At 70.3% G+C, this 19,585-nt stretch carries 17 protein-coding genes, 2 tRNA genes and 1 rRNA gene; 14 read left to right on the top strand and 6 right to left on the bottom strand.

The features are described from left to right. The first annotated feature begins 92 nt into the window (after positions 1-92). The 8 genes from ABGB12_RS00100 to ABGB12_RS00065 all read left to right on the top strand — a co-directional run bounded on the left by ABGB12_RS00100 (position 93) and on the right by ABGB12_RS00065 (position 11,131). Positions 93-866, top strand: coding sequence for a TIGR03936 family radical SAM-associated protein (locus ABGB12_RS00100; protein WP_347673430.1), 774 nt, complete (start codon positions 93-95; stop codon positions 864-866). Positions 867-1,075: 209 nt separating this feature from the next. Next, entirely contained in the window at positions 1,076-4,405 is a 3,330-nt protein-coding gene (locus ABGB12_RS00095; protein WP_347673429.1) for an Rne/Rng family ribonuclease, read from the top strand. A gap of 311 nt (positions 4,406-4,716) precedes the next feature. After that, positions 4,717-5,028 carry a 50S ribosomal protein L21 gene (rplU, locus tag ABGB12_RS00090; RefSeq protein ID WP_344247781.1) on the top strand — a complete coding sequence of 104 codons (312 nt, stop codon included), beginning with the start codon at positions 4,717-4,719 and terminating at the stop codon, positions 5,026-5,028. 12 nt (positions 5,029-5,040) lie between these two features. Further along, positions 5,041-5,298 (top strand): 50S ribosomal protein L27, encoded by a 258-nt coding sequence (gene rpmA, locus ABGB12_RS00085; protein ID WP_347673427.1) that lies wholly within the window; start codon positions 5,041-5,043, stop codon positions 5,296-5,298. Positions 5,299-5,427: 129 nt separating this feature from the next. Then, the gene (gene obgE, locus ABGB12_RS00080) at positions 5,428-6,813 is read left to right on the top strand and encodes a GTPase ObgE (protein ID WP_347673425.1); all 1,386 of its coding nucleotides are present in this window, start codon (positions 5,428-5,430) and stop codon (positions 6,811-6,813) included. Between the two features lie 20 nt (positions 6,814-6,833). After that, a complete protein-coding gene (gene proB, locus ABGB12_RS00075; RefSeq protein WP_347673423.1) occupies positions 6,834-7,961 on the top strand; it encodes a glutamate 5-kinase in 1,128 nt (375 codons plus the stop codon). 110 nt (positions 7,962-8,071) lie between these two features. Then, complete coding sequence (locus ABGB12_RS00070; protein WP_347673421.1) at positions 8,072-9,337, top strand: glutamate-5-semialdehyde dehydrogenase; 1,266 nt, start codon at positions 8,072-8,074, stop codon at positions 9,335-9,337. Positions 9,338-9,391: 54 nt separating this feature from the next. Beyond that, positions 9,392-11,131, top strand: a complete 1,740-nt coding sequence (locus tag ABGB12_RS00065; RefSeq protein WP_347673419.1) for a TIGR03767 family metallophosphoesterase — start codon at positions 9,392-9,394, stop codon at positions 11,129-11,131. Here ABGB12_RS00065 and ABGB12_RS00060 read toward each other — a convergent pair. Then, on the bottom strand, positions 11,128-12,162 hold the full coding sequence (locus tag ABGB12_RS00060; protein WP_347673417.1) for a M48 family metallopeptidase: 1,035 nt from the start codon (positions 12,160-12,162) through the stop codon (positions 11,128-11,130). The genes ABGB12_RS00065 and ABGB12_RS00060 overlap by 4 nt on opposite strands. Before the next feature lie 65 nt (positions 12,163-12,227). On the opposite strand from ABGB12_RS00060, the gene nadD reads away from it, so the two are divergent. Further along, positions 12,228-12,818 carry a nicotinate-nucleotide adenylyltransferase gene (nadD, locus tag ABGB12_RS00055; protein ID WP_347673415.1) on the top strand — a complete coding sequence of 197 codons (591 nt, stop codon included), beginning with the start codon at positions 12,228-12,230 and terminating at the stop codon, positions 12,816-12,818. Here the strand turns inward: nadD and ABGB12_RS00050 are convergent. Both ABGB12_RS00050 and ABGB12_RS00045 read right to left on the bottom strand, forming a co-directional pair. Beyond that, complete coding sequence (locus ABGB12_RS00050; RefSeq protein WP_347674986.1) at positions 12,806-15,130, bottom strand: glycosyl hydrolase family 65 protein; 2,325 nt, start codon at positions 15,128-15,130, stop codon at positions 12,806-12,808. The genes nadD and ABGB12_RS00050 overlap by 13 nt on opposite strands. After that, positions 15,013-15,909 (bottom strand): beta-phosphoglucomutase family hydrolase, encoded by an 897-nt coding sequence (locus ABGB12_RS00045; protein ID WP_347673413.1) that lies wholly within the window; start codon positions 15,907-15,909, stop codon positions 15,013-15,015. Before ABGB12_RS00045 ends, ABGB12_RS00050 begins: the two co-directional genes overlap by 118 nt. A gap of 106 nt (positions 15,910-16,015) precedes the next feature. Between ABGB12_RS00045 and rsfS the strand changes: the two genes are divergently transcribed. From rsfS to ABGB12_RS00030, 3 genes are all read left to right on the top strand, one after another. Then, positions 16,016-16,417, top strand: coding sequence for a ribosome silencing factor (gene rsfS, locus ABGB12_RS00040; protein WP_347673411.1), 402 nt, complete (start codon positions 16,016-16,018; stop codon positions 16,415-16,417). Continuing rightward, positions 16,414-17,034: a histidine phosphatase family protein gene (locus tag ABGB12_RS00035; RefSeq protein WP_347673409.1), complete on the top strand. Its 621-nt coding sequence runs from the start codon at positions 16,414-16,416 to the stop codon at positions 17,032-17,034. Before rsfS ends, ABGB12_RS00035 begins: the two co-directional genes overlap by 4 nt. 76 nt (positions 17,035-17,110) lie before the next feature. Then, positions 17,111-17,183 (top strand) — tRNA-Ala (locus ABGB12_RS00030). A 58-nt stretch (positions 17,184-17,241) separates the two neighbouring features. Here ABGB12_RS00030 and ABGB12_RS00025 read toward each other — a convergent pair. Further along, positions 17,242-17,868, bottom strand: a complete 627-nt coding sequence (locus ABGB12_RS00025; protein ID WP_347673407.1) for an SRPBCC family protein — start codon at positions 17,866-17,868, stop codon at positions 17,242-17,244. After that, entirely contained in the window at positions 17,865-18,227 is a 363-nt protein-coding gene (locus tag ABGB12_RS00020) for a metalloregulator ArsR/SmtB family transcription factor (RefSeq protein ID WP_347673405.1), read from the bottom strand. Before ABGB12_RS00020 ends, ABGB12_RS00025 begins: the two co-directional genes overlap by 4 nt. Before the next feature lie 122 nt (positions 18,228-18,349). Here ABGB12_RS00020 and ABGB12_RS00015 point away from each other — a divergent pair. Next, positions 18,350-18,422: transfer RNA gene (locus ABGB12_RS00015), tRNA-Ala, on the top strand. Positions 18,423-18,446: 24 nt separating this feature from the next. Here ABGB12_RS00015 and ABGB12_RS00010 read toward each other — a convergent pair. Next, positions 18,447-18,950: a hypothetical protein gene (locus ABGB12_RS00010; RefSeq protein WP_347673404.1), complete on the bottom strand. Its 504-nt coding sequence runs from the start codon at positions 18,948-18,950 to the stop codon at positions 18,447-18,449. A 514-nt stretch (positions 18,951-19,464) separates the two neighbouring features. Between ABGB12_RS00010 and ABGB12_RS00005 the strand changes: the two genes are divergently transcribed. Continuing rightward, a 16S ribosomal RNA gene (locus tag ABGB12_RS00005) occupies positions 19,465-19,585 on the top strand; the annotation flags it as partial.

The raw sequence follows: 19,585 nt of genomic DNA, 5'->3' as shown, positions 1-19,585 counted from the left end.
CGCACCGTACCCTAGGGGCAGATACTTGCTCGGACAGCGGTCCCCGGACCGCTGACAGAGACCTTAGTAGGAAGGACAGAGCACTGGCCCCCATGCCGGACGGTCCAGCACCGGCCCCGGTGATCCAGAAGCTGCGGGTCCGCTATGCCAAGCGCGGCCGCCTCAGGTTCACCAGCCACCGTGACATCTCCCGGGCCGTGGAACGCGCAGTGAGGCGCGCCGGGATCCCTGTCGCGTTCAGTGCCGGATTCACTCCGCACCCGAAGATCTCTTACTCGGGTGCGGCGGCCACAGGGACGGCCAGCGAGGCGGAATACCTTGAGATCGGGCTCACCGAGATCCGCGACCCTGAGCGGGTGCGAGCAGACCTCGACGCGGCGCTCCCCGACGGCATCGACGTCATCGACGTCGTGCCGGCCCGGGCGGGCACGGCTTTGGCCGACCGCCTCGAGGCGTCCGAGTGGCTCCTGCGGCTGGACGGTGTCCCCTCGGACACCGCCGCTTCGGCCGTAGCCGCCTTTCTCGGCTCCGAATTGATCGAGGTGGAACGCCTCACCAAAAAGGGACGGCGCAGGTTCGACACGAGGAGCGCGGTGGTCGCGCTGACGGTCGAGCCTTCGGACGCCGGTCCCGGTGCGATTTTGCGCATGGTCGTAAGGCACGCCACACCCGCCGTACGACCGGACGACGTCCTCACCGGGCTTCGTCAGGTGGCCGACCTGGCGCCGCCGTCACCACCCCTGGTGACGCGGCTGGCGCAGGGGCCGCTGGACGAGCACGGGATGATCGCGGACCCGCTCGATCCCGACCGTGACCCGGAGGTCATGGCCGGAGCGGGCACCGGGCCGGACGCCGTCGGTGCCTGACCAGGATCCGCCGCCCTCGCACGGGCGGCGGCTCCCAGGGACGGTCGGGCACACCCTCGTGAGCCGGAACGGCTCTGAAGACTTCGTCGTGGCCTGGCCACGACGCCGACAGAACGGAGAGCTCCTGTGCGGCGCACTTTGAGCCCCGCCCACGGCAGTGCCGCGGGCGTCCTCGGTGCTGCCCGGGAGCCTGACGGGAGACTGCCCGAATGCTCGACAACGAGAACGAACCCAACGCAGATGTGACGGAGGAGACCGCCGGCACCCGGGCCAAGGCCCCCGGCCGCCGCAAGGCGGCACGGCCCGCGGGCCCGCCGCCCGAGACCGAGGACGAGGCCGTTCCCGCGGTGATCACGGTCCCCGCGTCGGCGGTCCCGGCGACCCCGCAGGTCCAGGAGTCCTCGGAGGCCGGAGAGACCGAGGAGGACGAGGAGTCCGCTCCGGCCGTGGCGCCGGTGCGGAGCGAGCGGCGTGCCGCGCGTCCGGCCGGGCCTCCGCCGGAGGACGAAGAGGTGCCGGCGGTGATCACGGTGAGTGAGCCCCGGCCCGCCGCCGTGCCCGTCGTCGAGGCCGGCCCCGCCGAGCCGCCGGCCGTGGTGACGGTGCGCAACGAGCGGCGTGCCGCCCGGCCCGCCGGACCGCCGCCGGAGGAGATCGACGCGGAGGAGGCCGCCGAACTCGGCCCCGACACCGAGCTCGCCGAGCCGGTCGAGGACCTGGCCGAGGTGACCGGCGAGGCCGAGGCCGTGCTGGAGGCCGCCGCGGCGCTGGAGCCCGTGAAGCGCACCAGGACCCGCAGGCGCAAGCCCGCCGAGTCCCCGGAAGCCGCTGAGGCCGCGCCGGAGACCGCCGAGGCCGAGCCGCCGACCGCGGAGCCCGTCAAGGCCGCGGAGGTCACGGAGCCGGCCGTGGAGGCCGTGGAGCCCGCGGTCGTGGAGCCGAAGAGGACCCGCAGGCGGACCGTCCGCAAGGCCGAGCCGGCCGTCGAGGCCGACCGGGACGAGGCCGCGGCCTCCGCCGAGCAGCCCGCGCCGCTGGTCGCCGATCCGTTCGCCGCCGCTTTCGCCCAGCCGTTCGCCACTCCCTTCGCCCCGCCGGTGGAGGTCGCGCCCGCCGCCGAGACCGAGCCCGAGCCCGAGCCCGCAGGGGCCCCGGACGTGCTGTTCCAGCCGCCGATGGTGGTGTTCCAGCCGCCCACGGTGATCGAGCCCAAGCCCGTTCCGTCCGCCGGGCAGCCGCCCGTGGAGGAGGAGGCCGAGGAGGCCGAGGAACCCGAGGCGGGGGAAGAGGACGAGACCGAGGACCTCGAGCGGCCCACCCGTCGTCGGCGCCGCAGGGGCGGCCGGGGCAGGGGCCGCGGCCGGGACGAGTCCGGTGAGGACGAGGGCGCCGAGGAGATCGGCGAGTCCGCCGAGCCCGAGAAGGGCGCCGAGGCCGCGAAGCCCGCCGGAGCCGTGCAGGAAGAGCCCGCCGAGGAGGAGGGCGAGTCCGAGGAGGAGGCCGAGGAAGGCGCCGAGTCCGAGGAGGGCCTGTCCTCCAGCCGTCGCCGTCGCCGTCGCCGCCGCCGTTCGGGGGGCGGGGAGGACGAGCCGCACCCCGACGACCCGCCGAACACCGTGGTGCGGGTGCGCACGCCCCGGATCACCCGGATCGAGGACGAGGTCCAGGCGGTGCGGGGCTCCACCCGGCTGGAGGCCAAGAAGCAGCGCCGCCGTGAGGGCCGTGAGCACGGCCGCCGCCGCCCGCCGATCATCACCGAGGCCGAGTTCCTGGCCCGGCGCGAGTCGGTCGAGAGGGTCATGGTGGTGCGGCAGCAGGGCGAGCGCACCCAGATCGGGGTGCTGGAGGACGGCGTCCTCGTCGAGCACTACGTGGACAGGGCCAGCCACCAGTCCTACGTCGGCAACGTGTACCTGGGCAAGGTCCAGAACGTCCTGCCGTCGATGGAGGCGGCGTTCGTCGACATCGGCAAGGGCCGCAACGCCGTGCTGTACGCGGGCGAGGTCAACTGGGACGTGGCGGGCCTGGTGGGCCAGCCGCGGCGGATCGAGTCGGCGCTCAAGTCCGGCCAGTCGGTGCTGGTGCAGGTCACCAAGGACCCGCTGGGCCACAAGGGCGCCCGGCTGACCAGCCAGGTCTCGCTGCCCGGCCGCTACCTGGTGTACGTGCCGGACGGTTCGATGACCGGCATCAGCCGCAAGCTCCCGGACGCCGAGCGCTCCCGGCTCAAGTCGATCCTGCGCCGGATCATGCCGGAGAACGCGGGCGTCATCGTCCGCACCGCGGCCGAGGGCGCCTCGGAGGAGGAGCTGGCCGGCGACGTCAACCGGCTGGCGGCCCAGTGGGAGCAGATCCAGAAGCAGATGAAGACGGCCACCGCGCCGTCGCTGCTGCACGGTGAGCCGGACATGACGGTCCGGGTCATCCGCGACATCTTCAACGAGGACTTCGTCAAGCTGGTCGTGTCCGGCGACGGGATCTGGGACCAGGTCCAGGACTACGTGGACGGGGTCGCCCCGCACCTGGCGGACCGGACCGAGAAGTGGGACGGCGGGAGCGACGTCTTCTCGCACTACCGGATCGACGAGCAGCTGGCCAAGGCGCTGGAGCGCAAGGTGTGGCTGCCGTCCGGCGGATCGCTGGTCATCGACCGCACCGAGGCGATGACCGTCGTCGACGTCAACACCGGGAAGTTCACCGGGCAGGGCGGCAACCTCGAGGAGACCGTCACCCGCAACAACCTGGAGGCGGCCGAGGAGATCGTCCGCCAGCTGCGGCTGCGCGACCTCGGCGGCATCATCGTGGTCGACTTCATCGACATGGTGCTGGAGTCCAACCGGGACCTGGTGCTGCGCCGCCTGCTGGAGTGCCTGGCCCGCGACCGCACCAAGCACCAGGTCGCCGAGGTCACCAGCCTCGGCCTGGTGCAGATGACCCGCAAGCGCGTCGGCAGCGGCCTGCTGGAGGTCTTCTCCGAGATCTGCGAGTGCTGCAACGGGCGGGGCATCCACGTCCAGCTCACGCCGGTGGACGAGGGCAAGCCCGAGGCCGTCCAGAGCGGTCGCAAGCGCAAGCGCAAGGGCGAGATCGAGCGGGTCGTCGAGGCCAAGCTCTCCCGGCAGGAGGTCGAGCAGGCCAGGCCCGCCGAGGAGACCGTGGAGAAGGAGCCGCCGGTCGTCGTCTCCGTCGCCGAGCTGCCCGCCGTCGAGCCCCAGCCGGCCAAGCCGCGCCGTGCCCGCCGTACCCGCCCGGCCGGTCCGCCGCCCGAGGAGTTCGAGGACATCGGCACCGTCGCCCTCACCCTCGAGGGCGGCGAGACCGTCCGTGTGGAGGCCGTGGTGGGCAACGGAGACCTGGCCGACCCCGAGGCGGCCGTCGAGCCGGCCGAGCCCGCCGAACAGGGGGCCGAGCAGCTCACGGTCGAGGCCGCGGAGCAGGAGTCGGGAGAGCCGGAGGAGTCGGCTCCCAAGCGCCGCCGCACCCGCCGCCCCACCCGCGCCGAGAAGATCGAGGCGGCCAAGGCCGAGGTCACCGAGTAGGTCCCGTCCGGGCCCGAGGGCTGACGAGGCGAACCCGGCCGGAGGAACGACGTTCCTCCGGCCGGTCGTCTTCCGGGAGGATCCCGCGGGGGCGACCGATTCGCCTTTCTCCGCGGGGCTCCGGTAGTCTGAACGGCGGGCGTGTTCCAGCACGCCCCGATTCGCCTCCGACAGGGGCGCGTGCCTCATCCGAGGCGAGCAGAGAGCACCGGAAGTCGGCTTCGGTCGTTCTTCGCGGTGTGCCGTCCGGGCTTCAGCCGGGATAGGCCCTCACGCAGGGGCTCTGGAAGAAACAAGCGAAAGGTATCGCTGTGTACGCGATTGTCCGTGCGGGTGGACGCCAGGAGAAGGTCGCCGAGGGCGACGTCCTGAACGTCGACAAGCTGGGGGCCGAGGTCGGCGCCACCGTCACCTTCCCGGCGGTGCTGGTCGTCGACGGCGAGAAGGTCGTCTCCGCCGCCGACGAGCTGGCCAAGTTCACGATCAGCGCCGAGGTGCTCGGCGCGGTCAAGGGCCCCAAGATCAACATCATGCACTACCGCAACAAGACCGGGTACAAGCGTCGCCAGGGCCACCGTCAGCCCTACACCCAGGTCAAGATCACCGGCATCTCCGCGAAGTAAGGAGTCCCTGAAATGGCACACAAGAAGGGCGCATCGTCCAGCCGTAACGGTCGCGACTCCAACGCCAAGCGCCTCGGAGTCAAGCGCTACGGTGGTCAGGCCGTGCAGGCCGGCGAGATCATCATCCGCCAGCGCGGCACCCACCACCACCCCGGTCTCAACGTCGGCATCGGCCGTGACGACACGCTGTTCGCGCTCGTCGCCGGCACCGTCGAGTTCGGCCGTTACCGCGGCCGTCGTGCCGTGAGCATCGTCCCGGCCGCGGAGTAATCCGCACGGGCGACTGGTTGTACCGAGGGCGGACCTGCACTGGTCCGCCCTTGTCTTTTGTCCGGCAGATCTTCGTCCGGATGGCTTTCCGCTCGGGAAGCCCCACCCCGGCTGATACAGGAGCGCACAGTGGCTGACTTCGTGGACCGGGTCGTCCTGCACATCGCGGCGGGTAACGGCGGGCACGGTTGTGCCTCCGTGCACCGCGAGAAGTTCAAGCCGCTCGGCGGCCCGGACGGAGCGAACGGGGGCAAGGGCGGAGACGTGATCCTGGAGGTCGACTCCAACACCTCCAGCCTGCTGGACTACCACCGCCGCCCGCACCGCAAGGCGGGCAACGGCAAGCCCGGCGCCGGAGCCCTGCGCAACGGCGCCAACGGCGAGGACGTCCTGCTCAAGGTGCCGAACGGCACGGTCGTGAAGACCAAGGACGGCGAGGTCCTGGCCGACCTGGTCGGCGAGGGCACCCGCTACATCGCGGCGCGGGGCGGGCAGGGGGGCCTGGGCAACGCGGCCCTGGCCTCGGCCAAGCGCAAGGCGCCCGGTTTCGCCCTGCTGGGCGAGCCCGGCGACGAGCTCGACGTGGTGCTGGAGCTCAAGACCGTCGCGGACATCGCGCTGGTGGGCTTCCCCAGCGCCGGCAAGTCCTCGCTGATCGCGGCCCTCTCCGCCGCCAAGCCCAAGATCGCCGACTATCCGTTCACCACGTTGATCCCCAACCTGGGCGTGGTCAGCGCGGGCGAGAACGTCTTCACCGTCGCCGACGTGCCCGGCCTGATCGAGGGCGCCAGCCAGGGCAAGGGCCTGGGCCTGGAGTTCCTGCGGCACATCGAGCGCTCCTCGACGCTGGCGCACGTCCTGGACTGCGCCACCCTGGAGCCGAACCGCGACCCGATCACCGACTTCGAGATCATCGAGCGTGAGCTCGCGGCCTACGACGAGCTGCTCGCCGGGGAAGGCGTGGTGCCGCTGCGGGACAGGCCCCGCATCGTGGTGCTCAACAAGGTGGACGTCCCCGACGGCAAGGACCTGGCCGAGCTCGTCCGCCCCGAGTTCGAGGCGCGCGGCCTGCGCGTCTTCGAGGTCTCGGCCGCGGCCCACATCGGGCTGAAGGAGTTGTCGTTCGCGATGGCCGAGATGGTCGCCGCGCACCGCGCCGCCCAGCCCGAGCAGGAGCCGACCCGGCTGGTGTTGCGCCCGACCCCGGTCGCGGGACCGGAGTTCGAGGTCAAGACGCTGGGCGACAACCAGTATCTGGTCACCGGGACGAAGCCGGTCCGCTGGGTGCGCCAGACCGACTTCCAGAACGAGGAGGCCGTCGGCTACCTCGCCGACCGGCTGAACCGGCTCGGTGTGGAGGACGCGCTGCGCAAGGCGGGCGCCGAGGAGGGCGCCACCGTCATGATCGGCGCCCGGGACGACGCGGTCGTCTTCGACTGGCACCCCGACATCTCCTCCTCCGGTGAGGTCCACATGGGCCCGCGCGGCACCGACCAGCGACTCTCGGACTGGTAATCCGTCCCTTCAGGAGCAGCATGGACACCCTCAGGCCGGCGCTGTCCGGCGCCCGGCGGATCGTGGTCAAGGCGGGATCGTCTTCGCTGACCACACCTCAGGGCACCATCGACGGCGACCGTATCGACGCCCTGGTGGACGTGCTCGCCGAGCGGCGCAAGGCCGGCGGCGAGGTCGTCTTCGTCTCGTCCGGCGCGATCGCCGCCGGGCTCGGCCCGCTCGGGCTCACCCGCCGTCCCACGGACCTCGCCATCCAGCAGGCGGCCGCGAGCGTCGGGCAGGGGCTGCTGGTGGCGCGCTACACCTCCTCCTTCCACCGGTACGGTCTCGGGGTGGGGCAGGTGCTGCTGACGGCCGACGACATGATCCGCCGCGCCCACCACAACAACGCCCAGCGCACCCTGCTGGCGCTGCTGCGGCTGGGCATGGTCCCGATCGTCAACGAGAACGACACGGTCGCCACCGACGAGATCCGCTTCGGCGACAACGACCGGCTCGCCGCCCTGGTCGCCCATCTGGTCCGGGCCGACGCGCTGGTGCTGCTGTCGGACGTCGACGCCCTCTACACCGGCGATCCGCGGCTCCCGGAGTCACGCAAGATCCAGGACGTGCGTTCGGAGAGCGACCTGGAGGGCGTCCAGACGGGGTCGGCGGGCAGCAAGGTCGGCACCGGCGGGATGGTCACCAAGGTCGAGGCCGCCAGGATCGCCACGGGGGCGGGCATCCACACCGTCCTGACCGACGTCTCGGCGGCCGCGCAGGCGCTGGAGGGGGAGCCGGTGGGCACCTACTTCCACCCGAACGGCCAGCGGCCGTCGACCCGGCACCTGTGGCTGGCCCACGCCACCACGGGGCAGGGCAAACTGATCCTGGACGACGGAGCCGTCAACGCGATCGTCAACCGCCGCAAGTCGCTGCTGCCCGCGGGCGTGACGGGGGTGCGCGGCGACTTCGCCGCCGGAGACCCGGTCGACCTGTGCGGTCCCGACGGGCGGACCGTCGCGCGCGGTCTGGTGCACTACGACGCCTCCGAGATCCCCGACCTCATGGGCAGGTCCACCCGCTGGCTCGCCCGCGAGCTGGGCCCGGAGTACGAACGCGAGGTCATCCACCGGGACGATCTGGTGGTGCTCGACCCGCCGCGCTGACGGCGGAGCGGAACTCGGCGGACCGAGGCGTCCGCGGGCAGGATAGGAGGCCGGTCAGATCGGCCGGCCGAGGAGGAGCGGCTCACAGGAGCCGGGAACAGGAGCAGGCGATGAGCGAGGGCACGCGCGAGCAGGTTCTGGAGGTGGCGGCCCGCGGGCGGGCCGCGGCGGCGGACCTCGCTCCGCTCCCGCGCAGCGCCAAGGACGCCGCGTTGCACGCCGTCGCGGACGCGCTGACCGCCCGGGCCGAGGAGATCCTCGCCGCCAACGCCGTCGACATCGAGCGCGCGAAGGAGTCCGGCACGCCCGCCTACATGCTGGACCGGCTGGCGCTGTCCACCGACCGGCTGGAGCAGATCGCAGCGGCCGTCCGCGAAGTGGCGGGGCTGCCCGACCCGGTCGGCGAGGTCGTGCGCGGCTACACCCTGCCGAACGGCCTGGAGCTCCGCCAGCTGCGGGTGCCGCTGGGCGTGGTCGGCATCATCTACGAGGGCCGTCCCAACGTGACCGTGGACGCCGCCGCCCTGACGTTGAAGAGCGGCAACGCCGTCCTGCTGCGCGGCTCCTCGTCGGCGTACGACTCCAACGTCGCGCTGGTGAACGTCATGCGCGACGCGCTCGAGGGCACGGACGTGCCGGTGGACGCGATCCAGCTCGTCCCCGGCCGCGACCGCGAGTCGGTCAAGCACCTCATGCGGGCCCGCGGCCTGGTGGACGTGCTCATCCCGCGCGGCGGCGCCTCGCTCATCAACTCCGTCGTCGAGGAGTCGACGGTCCCCGTCATCGAGACGGGCGTCGGCAACTGCACGGTGTACGTGGACGGTGACGCCGACGTCGAGATGGCGCTGGGCATCCTCGTCAACGCCAAGACGCAGCGCCCGTCCGTCTGCAACGCCGCCGAGACGTTCCTGGTGCACAAGGACATCGCGGACGTGTTCGTGCCGCGTGCCCTGGAAGCGCTCAAGGACAAGGGCGTGACCGTGCACGGTGACGAGCGCGTGCGCTCCTACGGCGCCGACGTCGTGGAGGCGACGGAGGAGGACTACCGCACCGAGTACCTGTCGCTCGACATCGCCGCGGCGGTCGTCGACTCGCTCGACGACGCGGTCAAGCACATCCGCGCCTACAGCTCCGGCCACACCGAGGCGATCGTCACCAACTCGCAGCAGGCCGCCAAGCGTTTCGTCTCGCTGGTGGACTCCGCGGCCGTCGCGGTCAACGCCTCGACCCGCTTCACCGACGGCGGGGAGTTCGGTTTCGGTGCGGAGATCGGCATCTCCACCCAGAAGCTGCACGCGCGCGGTCCGATGGGCCTGCCCGAGCTGACCTCGACCAAGTACGTCTTCACCGGCGAAGGGCACCTGCGGGGCGTCTGAATGTGACATCACGGTTATTGATGTCACATGCGGGGTGTGGTCTCATAAAGTGTTGTGATCCGCGACACGCCTCCCGAGGCCACCCCCCGCGTGTTTCCCCGCCGTCAACTGCTCAAGGGCGCCGCGTTCGGCGCGGTCGCCTCGGGCCTGGTCGCCTTCCCCGGCCGTGCCGCCATCGCCGTACCCGCGCTGCGCGGCACCGTTGAGGGCACGACGCTCGCCCGCACCCTGCGACTCGGCAAACCGGGCAAGGGCGGATACCGGAAGATAGTCGCCGGTCCGGGCGAACCTCATCTCCTGCGCGACGACCTGGGCGGTACCGCCGCGGCCGGCCGCGTCTCGAAACGGCGCGAACTGCTGTCGTTCGTCCATCTCACCGACGTGCACATCATCGACGCGCAGTCCCCGGCCCGGGTGGAGTACCTCGACCGGCTGAGCGACCGGGGCGGGGTCCTGTCGTCCTTCCCCGTCACCGGCGGCTACCGGCCTCAGGAACTGCTGACCACGCAGGTCGCCGAGTCCATGGTCCGGGCGGTCAACCGGATCGGGCGCGGCCCCGTCCTGGGCGCGCGTCCGTCGTTCACCATCAACACCGGCGACGCCGCCGACAACGCCCAGTACAACGAGGTCCGCTGGATCATCGATGTGCTGGACGGCAAGCGGATCCGTCCGGACTCCGGCGATCCCCGCCGGTACGAGGGCGTCATGGCGTGGTCCGACGCCCGCTACTGGCACCCGCACGGAGGCGACGACCTGCCGAAACGCGAGCACGGCTTCCCCACCGTCCCCGGCCTGCTCCCGGCGGCGCGCCGCCCGTTCACCGCGACCGGTCTGAAGACCCCGTGGCTGGCCGTCTACGGCAACCACGAGGCGCTCGTCCAGGGGAACCTGCCGCTGCTGCCCGTCTTCAGGGAACTGGCCGTCGGCAATGTGAAGATCACCGCTCCGGTGAGCGACGCCGAGCGCCGTGAGGTCGCGGACGCCCTGCGCAAGGGCGACAAAGCCGCGGTCAAGCGGATGACGGAGAGCCGTTCGAAGGTCTTCCGCGAGGTCACGCCCGACCCGGACAGGCGGCTGCTCTCCCGCGCCGAGGTCATCCGCGAGCACGGGACGCATCACGGGTACACCGCTGCGAACCTGAAGAACGGCACCGCCTACTACGCGTTCGACAGGGGAGTGGTGCGCGGCCTCGTCCTGGACACCTGCAATCCCGCCGGCTACTCGGAAGGCTCCCTCGACAGCGCCCAGTTCGCCTGGCTGGAACGCGAACTCGTCAAGGGCTCCAGCCGCTACGTCGGCGAGGACGGCCGGATCGTCCGGCGGAGGGCGGCCGACAGGCTGTTCATCGTGTTCAGCCACCACACCATCGAGACCCTCACCAACGGGCTCGGCGGTGACCGGGTGCTGGGCAAGGAAATAGAGAAGCTCCTGCTGCGCTTCCCGAACGCTGTCCTGTGGGTCAACGGCCACACCCACGTCAACGAGGTCATCCCGCACCGGCGCAAGAAGGGCCCCAAGGGCGGTTTCTGGGAGGTCAGCACCGCCGCCCACATCGACTGGCCGCAGCAGAGCCGCATCCTGGAACTCGCCGACAACCGCGACGGCACCCTGTCGGTGTTCGCCACCGTCATCGACTCGGCGGCCCCGGCCTCCCACCAGGGCCGCCTCGACGATCCCGACCGGCTGGCAGCCCTCTCCCGAGAGTTGTCCGCCAATGACTGGCAGCCCCACCTCGACGGCTCGGGCAAGCCCGAGGACCGCAACGTGGAACTGCTCCTCCCCGCCCCGTTCTAATTCGGTGAGGCGTCGCCGCGGCGGCCGAGGCGGTCGAAGACCGCGCCGGCCAGGTCCGCGGCGCCGCCCGCCACGTCGCGGACCTTGCCGACGAACGGGTCGGCGGTCTGCTCCCAGGACTCCTTGTAGGTGCGGGCGGTGTTCTTCACCTCTTCGGTGAAGGACGCGCGGGAGTCGTCGGCGCGGCGCGGGTAGTCGCCGTTGAGGATCGCCTGGTACTCGCCGGAGAGGTGCCACTTGTGGATCTCGGCGAACCGGATGACCGCGAACGGGTGGCTCTGGCGCATGAGGTTGAGGAATTTCAGCACGCCGTCCCGCAGGTCGCCGGTCTCCTCGTACTCGCGGGCCTGGGCCAGGAACGCCTCGGTGGACATCTCGTGCAGCCGCGAGCCGCCGGCGATCTTCATCAGGGCGCGCTTGACCGCGTCGACGTCCTGGCTCGCCAGCAGCCCCGCCCGGTCGGCCGACAGTTCGGCCTTGCGCTGCCACTCCTGCAGCCCGATGAGGATCGCGCCGATCGCGATGTTGCCCAGCGGCAGCCACGCCAGCCGGGAACCCAGCCCGGTCAGGATCAGCGCCATCTGCCGGTAGACGGCGTGCCCGGACAGGACGTGTCCGACCTCGTGCGCGATGACGAACCGCAGCTCCTCTTCGTCCAGCAGGTCGATGAGCCCGGTGTGCAGGACGATGAACGGGTTGTCGGTGCCGATCGCCATGGCGTTCGGCTGCGGGTTCTGCACGACGTACAGCTCGGGGACCTTCGGCATGTCGAGGATGTAGCAGGCGTCCCGGACCATGTCGTTGATGTGGCGGAACTGCCCCTCGCCGACGCGGACCGTGCCGCCGAGGAACATGAGCCTGACGGACCGCTCGCTGATGAGCCCGGACAGTTTGCGCAGTACCACGTCGAACCCCGTGAGCGACCGCAGCGCGATGAGCGCGGAGCGGTCGAGCGGGTGCTCGTAGGAGCGGGAGGAGATTCCGGGGAAACGGACACGAGCACGATCGGGGGTGTTCGTCATATCGGGCATGCTAATCCGACGATCAGGGCCCCTGGCCAGGTTCCCGGAAAAGCGGTCACCTAGGCTAGGTCACCATGAGCGAGCGCCGGGTAGGGATCATGGGCGGGACGTTCGACCCGATCCACCACGGGCACCTCGTCGCGGCCAGCGAGGTACAACATCTCTTCGGGCTGGACGAGGTCATCTTCGTTCCCACAGGTCAGCCTTGGCAGAAGGCGGACAAGAAGGTCACCGCAGCCGAGGACCGGTACCTCATGACGGTCATCGCGACCGCCTCCAACCCCCGGTTCCGGGTGAGCCGGGTGGACATCGACCGGAGCGGGCCGACCTACACCTACGACACGCTGCGGGACATGCGCGAGTTCCTCGGCAGCGGCACCGACCTCTTCTTCATCACCGGGGCCGACGCACTGGGCCAGATGCTGACCTGGCGCCACGCCGAGAAGATGTTCGACCTCGCCAGGTTCATCGGCTGCACCCGGCCCGGACACGTGCTGGCCGATCCCGGCCTGCCCGAAGGACGGGTGGATCTGGTGGAGGTCCCCGCGCTGGCCATCTCCTCCACCGAGGTGCGCGACCGGGTCAGGGCCGGAGAACCCGTCTGGTACCTGGTGCCGGACGGCATCGTCCAGTACATCAACAAGTGGGAGCTCTACCGCGACTGAATCCGGTACCGCTCGGGCACCTGCTGCAGGTGCCCGAGCGGGGCGCGTCCGACCGGCTGGTCCGGACGGGGAAGCGTGGGCACCTTCTTGGGGATCGGACGGGTCAGGGTGTCCCGCAGCACATGCTCCTCCCCGTGGTGGAAGATCGTCAGTTGCGGCCCCTCCACCAGCTCGTAGACCGCCTCCCGCGAGTTCACCGTCACCTTGATGAGGGATCCCCGGTAGCGCAGCCGGAACTCCAGCCGCACCAGCGTCTCGGGGATACGGGGCTTGAAGCTCGGGTGTCCCTTGTGCCGGCGCAGTCCGCCGAACCCGGCGACCAGCGCGTTCCACGCCCCGGCCAGCGAGGCCAGGTGCAGCCCGTCCCTGGTGTTGTGCTCCAGGTCCCGCAGGTCCATCAGGGAGGTCTCGGTGAGGTAGTCGTGCGCCAGGTCCAGATAGCCCACCTCGGCGGCCATGACGGCCTGCGTCTGCGCCGACAGGGACGAGTCCCGTACGGTCATCGCCTCGTAGTAGCAGAAGTTGCGTTCCTTCTCCTCGTCGGTGAACGCGTCGCTGCACAGGTGCATCGCCAGTACCAGGTCCGCCTGCTTCACGACCTGTTTGCGGTAGAGGTCGAAGTAGGGGTAGTGCAGGAGAAGGGGGTAATGCTCCCCCGGGGTGTGCCGGAAGTCCCAGGGGGCGCCGTCGGTGAACCCGTCGTTCTGTGAGTGGACGCCGAGCCGGTCGTCGAAAGGAATGCGCATCTTGTCGGCGGCGTCGCGCCAGGAGGCGGCCTCCTCGGCCGTCACCTCCAGCCGGTCGGCCTCGTCCGGCAGGGAGAGCACCAGCTCCGCCGCCGCGCGCAGGTTCTTCTGCGCCATGAGGTTCGTGTAGACGTTGTTGTCCACCACCGCGGTGTATTCGTCCGGTCCGGTGACGCCGTGGATGCGGAACATGCCGTCGAGGTCGTGGTGCCCCAGGCCGCGCCACAGCCGAGCCGTGTGGACGAGCAGGTCGACTCCCACCTCGCGGGCGAAGTCCATGTCGCCTGTGGCGTCCAGATAGCGGCTGACGGCGTCGGCGATGTCGGCGTTGATGTGGAACGCGGCGGTGCCCGCCGGCCAGTACCCCGAGCACTCCCCGCCGCTGATCGTCCGCCACGGGAAGGCCGCGCCCTTCAGGCCCAGCAGCGTGGCGCGCGCCATCGCCTGCGGGAGCGTCGAGTAGCGCCAGCGCAGCGCGTCGGCCGCCGCGTCGGGGACGGAGTAGGTGAGCGGGGGCAGGACGAACGTCTCGCTGTCCCAGAAGGTGTGCCCGTCGTACCCGGGGCCCGTCAGGCCTTTGGCCGAGATGACCCGGCGCTCCGCCCTGGCACCGGCCTGCAGGATGTGGAACAGGGCGAACCGGACGGCCTGCTGGACCTCCGGGTCGCCGTCGACCTCGACGTCCGCGCCCCGCCAGAACTCGTCCAGGTAGGCGCGCTGCTCGGTCACCAGGCCGTCCCAGCCGTTCAGCTCGGCTCCCGCCAGCGCCGCGGCGACCTGATCGTGCAGCGCGGGACGGGACCGGTGGCTGGACCAGCCGTAAGCCACGTACTTCACCAGCTTCAGCCGCTCCCCGGGCTTGAGCCGGGTGGCCAGCGTGTACCGGCCGATGTCCTCCTGGGCCTCCACGTCGACTGTCTTCTTGCCGGGGGTCTCCACCTCGTGGCTCATCGCCGCGGCCATCCGCAGCCCGCTGCCCTTGGTCTCGTGCACCAGGACGATCCTGTCGCTGTTGGCCAGGTTCTCCAGGGCGCGCAGAGGACACTCCAGGATCGCCGCGGTACGCGGATCGGCTCCCAGGAAGGGCAGCGGCTCGTTGGCCACCAGCTCGGACTGGATCACCAGCTGCACCTCGGAGTCGAGCGGCTCGAGCTGGTAGCAGATCGCCATGATCGACCGCTGGGTCAGCGACACCAGCCGGGTCGAGGTCATCTTGATCGTGGGACCGGCCGGCGAGCACCACCGCATGGTCCGGGTGAGGGTGCCCGCCCGCAGGTCCAGTACCCGATCGTGGGAGTCCAACCGCCCGAACCGCACGTCCAACGGCTCGTCGTCCACCAGCAGGCGGATGATCTTGCCGTTGGTGATGTTGATCAGGGTCTCGCCGGTCTCCGGATAACCGTAGCCCGCCTCGGCGTAGGGCAGGGGCCTCAGCTCGTACATGGAGTTCAGATAGGTGCCGGGCAGCCCGTGCGGCTCCCCCTCGTCCAGATTGCCGCGCACCCCGATGTGCCCGTTGGAAAGGGCGAAGACGGACTCGGTCTGCGCGAGCCGGTCGAGGTCCAGCGTGGTCTCCCTGATCTGCCAGGGATCCACCTCGTAGGGAATGGCCATAATCGCTCCAGCAGTTCCGCCAGGTCGTTGACCACCAGATCGGCGCCGTGCGCCTTCAACGCCGGCCCGTGGAAGCCGTCCTGTATCCGGTCGACCCCGACGACGGTGCCGAACCGGCCGGCCCGCCCCGCCTCCACCCCGGCGAGGGCGTCCTCGAAGACCGCGCAGAACCCGGCGGGGACGTCGACCGCCGCGGCGCCGGCCAGGAAGGTGTCGGGCTCGGGTTTGCCCGGGAGCCTGCGCTTGCGGGCGACCACCCCGTCGATCCGGGCGTCGAAGAGACCGCTGATCCCGGCCGCCTGCAGCACCTGGACGGTGTTGGCGCTGGAGGAGACCACCGCGGTGTGCATTCCGGCCGCCCGCACCGCCCGGACGTACTCCACCGACCCGGGGAAGACCTTCACCCCCCGCTCGGAGATCAACTCGAGAAGGAGGGTGTTCTTGCGGGCGGCGAGGCCGTGGACCGTCTCGGCCTGCGGAGGGTCGTCCGGACCGCCCTCGGGCAGGGCGATCCCCCGGGAGATCAGGAACGTCCTGACCCCGTCCTCGCGCTTCCTGCCGTCGACGTACTGCCCGTAGTCCTTGACCGGATCGAAGGGGGCCTCGCCCCGAGAGGCCAGGAACGGGTCGAACATCGTCTTCCAGGCCGCGGTGTGCAGCACTGCGGTATCCGTCAGGACACCGTCGAGATCGAACAGGCAGGCCTTCGTCGTCTCGGGTAGTCCCAGCATGTTCCCTGCCCTACCCAGGCCGGGGACCGTTACTCGTTCGGCCAACCGGCACCCGGACGGATACGCTGAGACCGGCAGCATGGGCTACGAGAGGGATCACGACTTCGTGACCGCATCCGAAAGAGCCGTCCAGCTGGTCAGGCTCGCCGCAGAAGCGGCGGCCGACAAGCTGGCCGACGACATCATCGCTTACGACGTGAGCGAGCAGCTGGTGATCACTGACGCCTTCCTGCTCTGCTCCGGCACCAATGACCGTCAGGTCCAGGCCATCGTCGAGGAGGTGGAGAAGCGCCTGCGCGAGGAGGCCGGAGCCAAGCCGGTCCGCCGCGAGGGCCAGCGGGAGGGCCGCTGGGTGCTCCTCGACTACATCGACGTGATCGTGCACGTCCAGCACGAGGAAGAACGCGCCTTCTACGCGCTGGAACGGCTGTGGAAGGACTGCCCGCCGGTCGAACTGCCCGCGGACATCAACGCCCACATGGCCCAGCGCGCCAGGGGCACCGCGTGAGCAGACGCAGGCTCGTTCTCTGGCGGCACGGCCGCACCTCCTGGAACCTCGAGAACCGCTTCCAGGGCAAGACGGACATCCCTCTGGACGAGGTCGGGGTCGCGCAGGCCGAACGCGCGGCCCTGCTCCTGGCCGCGCTCGAACCCACCGCGCTGATCGCCTCTCCGCTGCAGCGCGCGGCCCGCACCGGCCAGGCCCTGGCCGTCCGCACCGGGCTGCCCATCGCCTACGACCCCGACCTCATCGAGCGGGACGGCGGCGAGTGGGAGGGCCTCACCGGAGCCGAGATCCGCGCCCGCTACCCCGCCGAGCACGCCATCTGGCAGCCGCCCGGCGGAGAGACCAGCGCCGAGGTCGCCAAACGGGTCGGCGGGGCGCTGGAGCGCGCCGTCAGCGGCCTGGAGGACGGCGGGCTGCTCGTCGTGGCCTCCCACGGCGCCGCCCTCAGGCTCGGCATGTGCTACCTGCTCGGCCTGCCCGAGGAGTTCTGGGAGCGCATCGGCGGCCTGTCGAACTGCTGCTGGTCCGTGCTGGCCGAGGGCCGCCACGGCTGGCGGCTGATCGACCACAACGCCGGGACCCTTCCCGAACCGGTGCTCAGCGACGACCGCGCCTGACCCCCCAACCGGTTCGAACTCCTCCCGGGAGTCAGATACACTGATCGGGCGCTGGGGATGAAAGTCCACCAGTTGCGGGGCTATAGCGCAGTTGGTAGCGCGCCTCCATGGCATGGAGGAGGTCTGGGGTTCGAATCCCCATAGCTCCACCGATCAGGCCCGTGATCTTCGGATCACGGGCCTTCGGCGTTCCGGGGTTCGTGGACGTCAGATCGCGGTGTAGGCGGCGGTGGTCCGCTCGGCCTGTGCCTTCGCCTCCGCCTCGGGGACGCCGCTCGCCGCGTTGGCCGCGCCCCACAGTTCGCTGCTCTCGGCCATGAATCGGCGGCCTTCGGGTGACACCGACCAGGCCATGGCCTCGGCCGGGTCCAGCGGCTCCCCGCCGGACAGGTGGATCGACAGCCCCAGCAGGGCCGAGTCCCAGCCGACGCCCACAGCACCGGGACCGAACTCCGCCCAGCGCTCGTCGTCCACGTGGGCGATGTGGCACAGCTCGAACCGGGTGCCGTCGCCCTCGGGGGTGAGGGTCAGCTCGATCCAGCTGATGTCGCCGCCGTACTCCCAGGTGGCGCGGAAGGACCGGGGCGGCTCACAGGACTCGACGACTCCGCCCGCGTTGCCCTCCAGCTGGTAGCGTCCGCCGACCTTGAGCTCGCCGGTCACGGGCATGAACCAGCGGGGGATGCGCTCGGCGCTGGTACAGGCGTCCCAGACGTCCTCCAGGTCCGCGGCGTAGGTCTGGCTGATGGTGATGATCCGGGCCTGGCCGGGCTCCAGGACCCGGGTGCCCACCTGGCGGCGGACCGAGTTGAGCTGATGGGTGACATCGATCATGGGGATTTCCTCTCGTCCTGCTCGTCTTGTCGCAGCCTGCGCTCACGTGCGCCTCTGGCCAGCTCGGTCGCCAGCGCGTCCAGGTGCGGGGTCCAGAAGCGACGGAACCTGTTCAGCCACTCGTCCACTTCGGCGAGGGGGGCGGAGTTCACCGCGTACAGGCGCCGCGCCCCCTCGGCCCGCACGTCGGCGAAACCCGAGTCCCGAAGGACCCGCAGATGCTGGGAGACCGCCGGCTGGGAGATGCCGAACTCCTCCTGGATCACCGCGCAGACCTGGCCGGAGGCCAGTTCCCCGTCGGCCAGGAGCTCCAGGATGCGGCGGCGGACCGGATCGCCGAGTACTTCGAACGCATGCACGAGATCACCGTATAGGCATCGGCTTATATAAGGCAATGATTAGACGATGGAGGCGTCGATTCGCGCTGAAGGCCGGACCCCTGTAAGCTCTCACCTCGTTGCCGGGAGATGAACTCGGCGGCGGGGCTATAGCGCAGTTGGTAGCGCGCCTCCATGGCATGGAGGAGGTCTGGGGTTCGAATCCCCATAGCTCCACTTTCGGGGAAAGGCCCCGCCTCGTCAGAGGCGGGGCCTTTCCGCTTCTCCGGGCCATCCCGCGGGCATGGGCTGCGGGACCCCTATCGGGGTGGAGGCCGGGAACGAAGGATCGTCGCGGACGTCCTGCGCCAGAACCCTCAGCACCCGCAGCACCAGGGAAGGATCCCCTGGAGCGACGGGCGCTCGGGCCGCCAGGCGGTCGGTCGCCTCCTCCACCTCGTTCCGGAGGGCGACGCCCCGGGCGGTCAAAACGCCCGAGCCGTCGAGGATCCCGCGGTCCGTCAGCTCCGCCTCAGCGGCCTCCCACTCCCCGTCGCTCCAGCCGCGCGTCGTCTGGACGGAATCCCGCCGCACCTTGCCGGTGGCGACATGGGTGACGCTCGCCTGCAGACCGGTCAGACCCCGCTTCGTCGCGGCGACGACGAAGAACAACGAGGTGACCACGGGCGCGGTCACCCGGCCCAGCGGGGCGGCCCGGCCGGCGAAGTAGCCGTTCCACCAGCCCGTCAGGCCGCTGTCGACCATGGCGGCGGGGACTCCCGCAGGTGGAGACGGGCAAGGTGACTCTTCCGAGAGAAGACCCTGCTTTGGTGTGCTTCGCGGGGCTTTGGAGGTTGACTGAGGTGTAGAGGACGAGCCGGAGGGCTTCGGAAGGTTTGAGGACTCTCAGCAGAGGGCAGGAACCTCGGTTTGACGGATCTTGCGAGGTGCCGTACAGTCGACACTCGTCGGTCGGAAGACCGAAACCTCCCAACGCAGATCGGCTCGAAAGAGCGGATTTGACAGGCTGAAACGGCCTGATAAATTGGAAGGGTTGCTCCGGAGGAAGCCCGAAAGGGTGGACGAAAGAGCGAGTCCGTTTCTTGAGAACTCAACAGCGTGCTAAAAGTCAGTGCCGAAATAACGGCCAGGACCTGTGGTTCTGGTCATCCTCGTCAAGAGGAACCTTTGAGGCAGATGCAAGGTCAGCCAAGACCTTGTTCTTGCCAGTGTCAACACCATGGGTTTGGCTTCCGGGTTTCCCGGGGGTCGTTGGACCTTAATGGAGAGTTTGATCCTGGCTCAGGACGAACGCTGGCGGCGTGCTTAACACATGCAAGTCGAGCGGAAAGGCCCTTCGGGGTACTCGAGCGGCGAACGGGTGAGTAACACGTGAGCAA

The organism is Actinocorallia sp. B10E7 (assembly GCF_039871655.1).
Lineage (GTDB): Bacteria > Actinomycetota > Actinomycetes > Streptosporangiales > Streptosporangiaceae > Actinocorallia.
The sequence above is the reverse complement of the archived record's forward strand: the minus strand, read 5'-3'. Positions and strand labels throughout refer to the sequence as shown.

Bases quoted from the DNA above. Each gene is read 5' to 3' on its own strand.
- ABGB12_RS00100 (WP_347673430.1), top strand. From the start codon at position 93: ATGCCGGACGGTCCAGCACCGGCCCCGGTGATCCAGAAGCTGCGGGTC.
- ABGB12_RS00095 (WP_347673429.1), top strand. From the start codon at position 1,076: ATGCTCGACAACGAGAACGAACCCAACGCAGATGTGACGGAGGAGACC.
- rpmA (WP_347673427.1), top strand. From the start codon at position 5,041: ATGGCACACAAGAAGGGCGCATCGTCCAGCCGTAACGGTCGCGACTCC.
- proB (WP_347673423.1), top strand. From the start codon at position 6,834: ATGGACACCCTCAGGCCGGCGCTGTCCGGCGCCCGGCGGATCGTGGTC.
- ABGB12_RS00070 (WP_347673421.1), top strand. From the start codon at position 8,072: ATGAGCGAGGGCACGCGCGAGCAGGTTCTGGAGGTGGCGGCCCGCGGG.
- ABGB12_RS00060 (WP_347673417.1), bottom strand. From the start codon at position 12,162: ATGCCCGATATGACGAACACCCCCGATCGTGCTCGTGTCCGTTTCCCC.
- nadD (WP_347673415.1), top strand. From the start codon at position 12,228: ATGAGCGAGCGCCGGGTAGGGATCATGGGCGGGACGTTCGACCCGATC.
- ABGB12_RS00045 (WP_347673413.1), bottom strand. From the start codon at position 15,909: ATGCTGGGACTACCCGAGACGACGAAGGCCTGCCTGTTCGATCTCGAC.
- ABGB12_RS00025 (WP_347673407.1), bottom strand. From the start codon at position 17,868: ATGATCGATGTCACCCATCAGCTCAACTCGGTCCGCCGCCAGGTGGGC.
- ABGB12_RS00010 (WP_347673404.1), bottom strand. From the start codon at position 18,950: ATGGTCGACAGCGGCCTGACGGGCTGGTGGAACGGCTACTTCGCCGGC.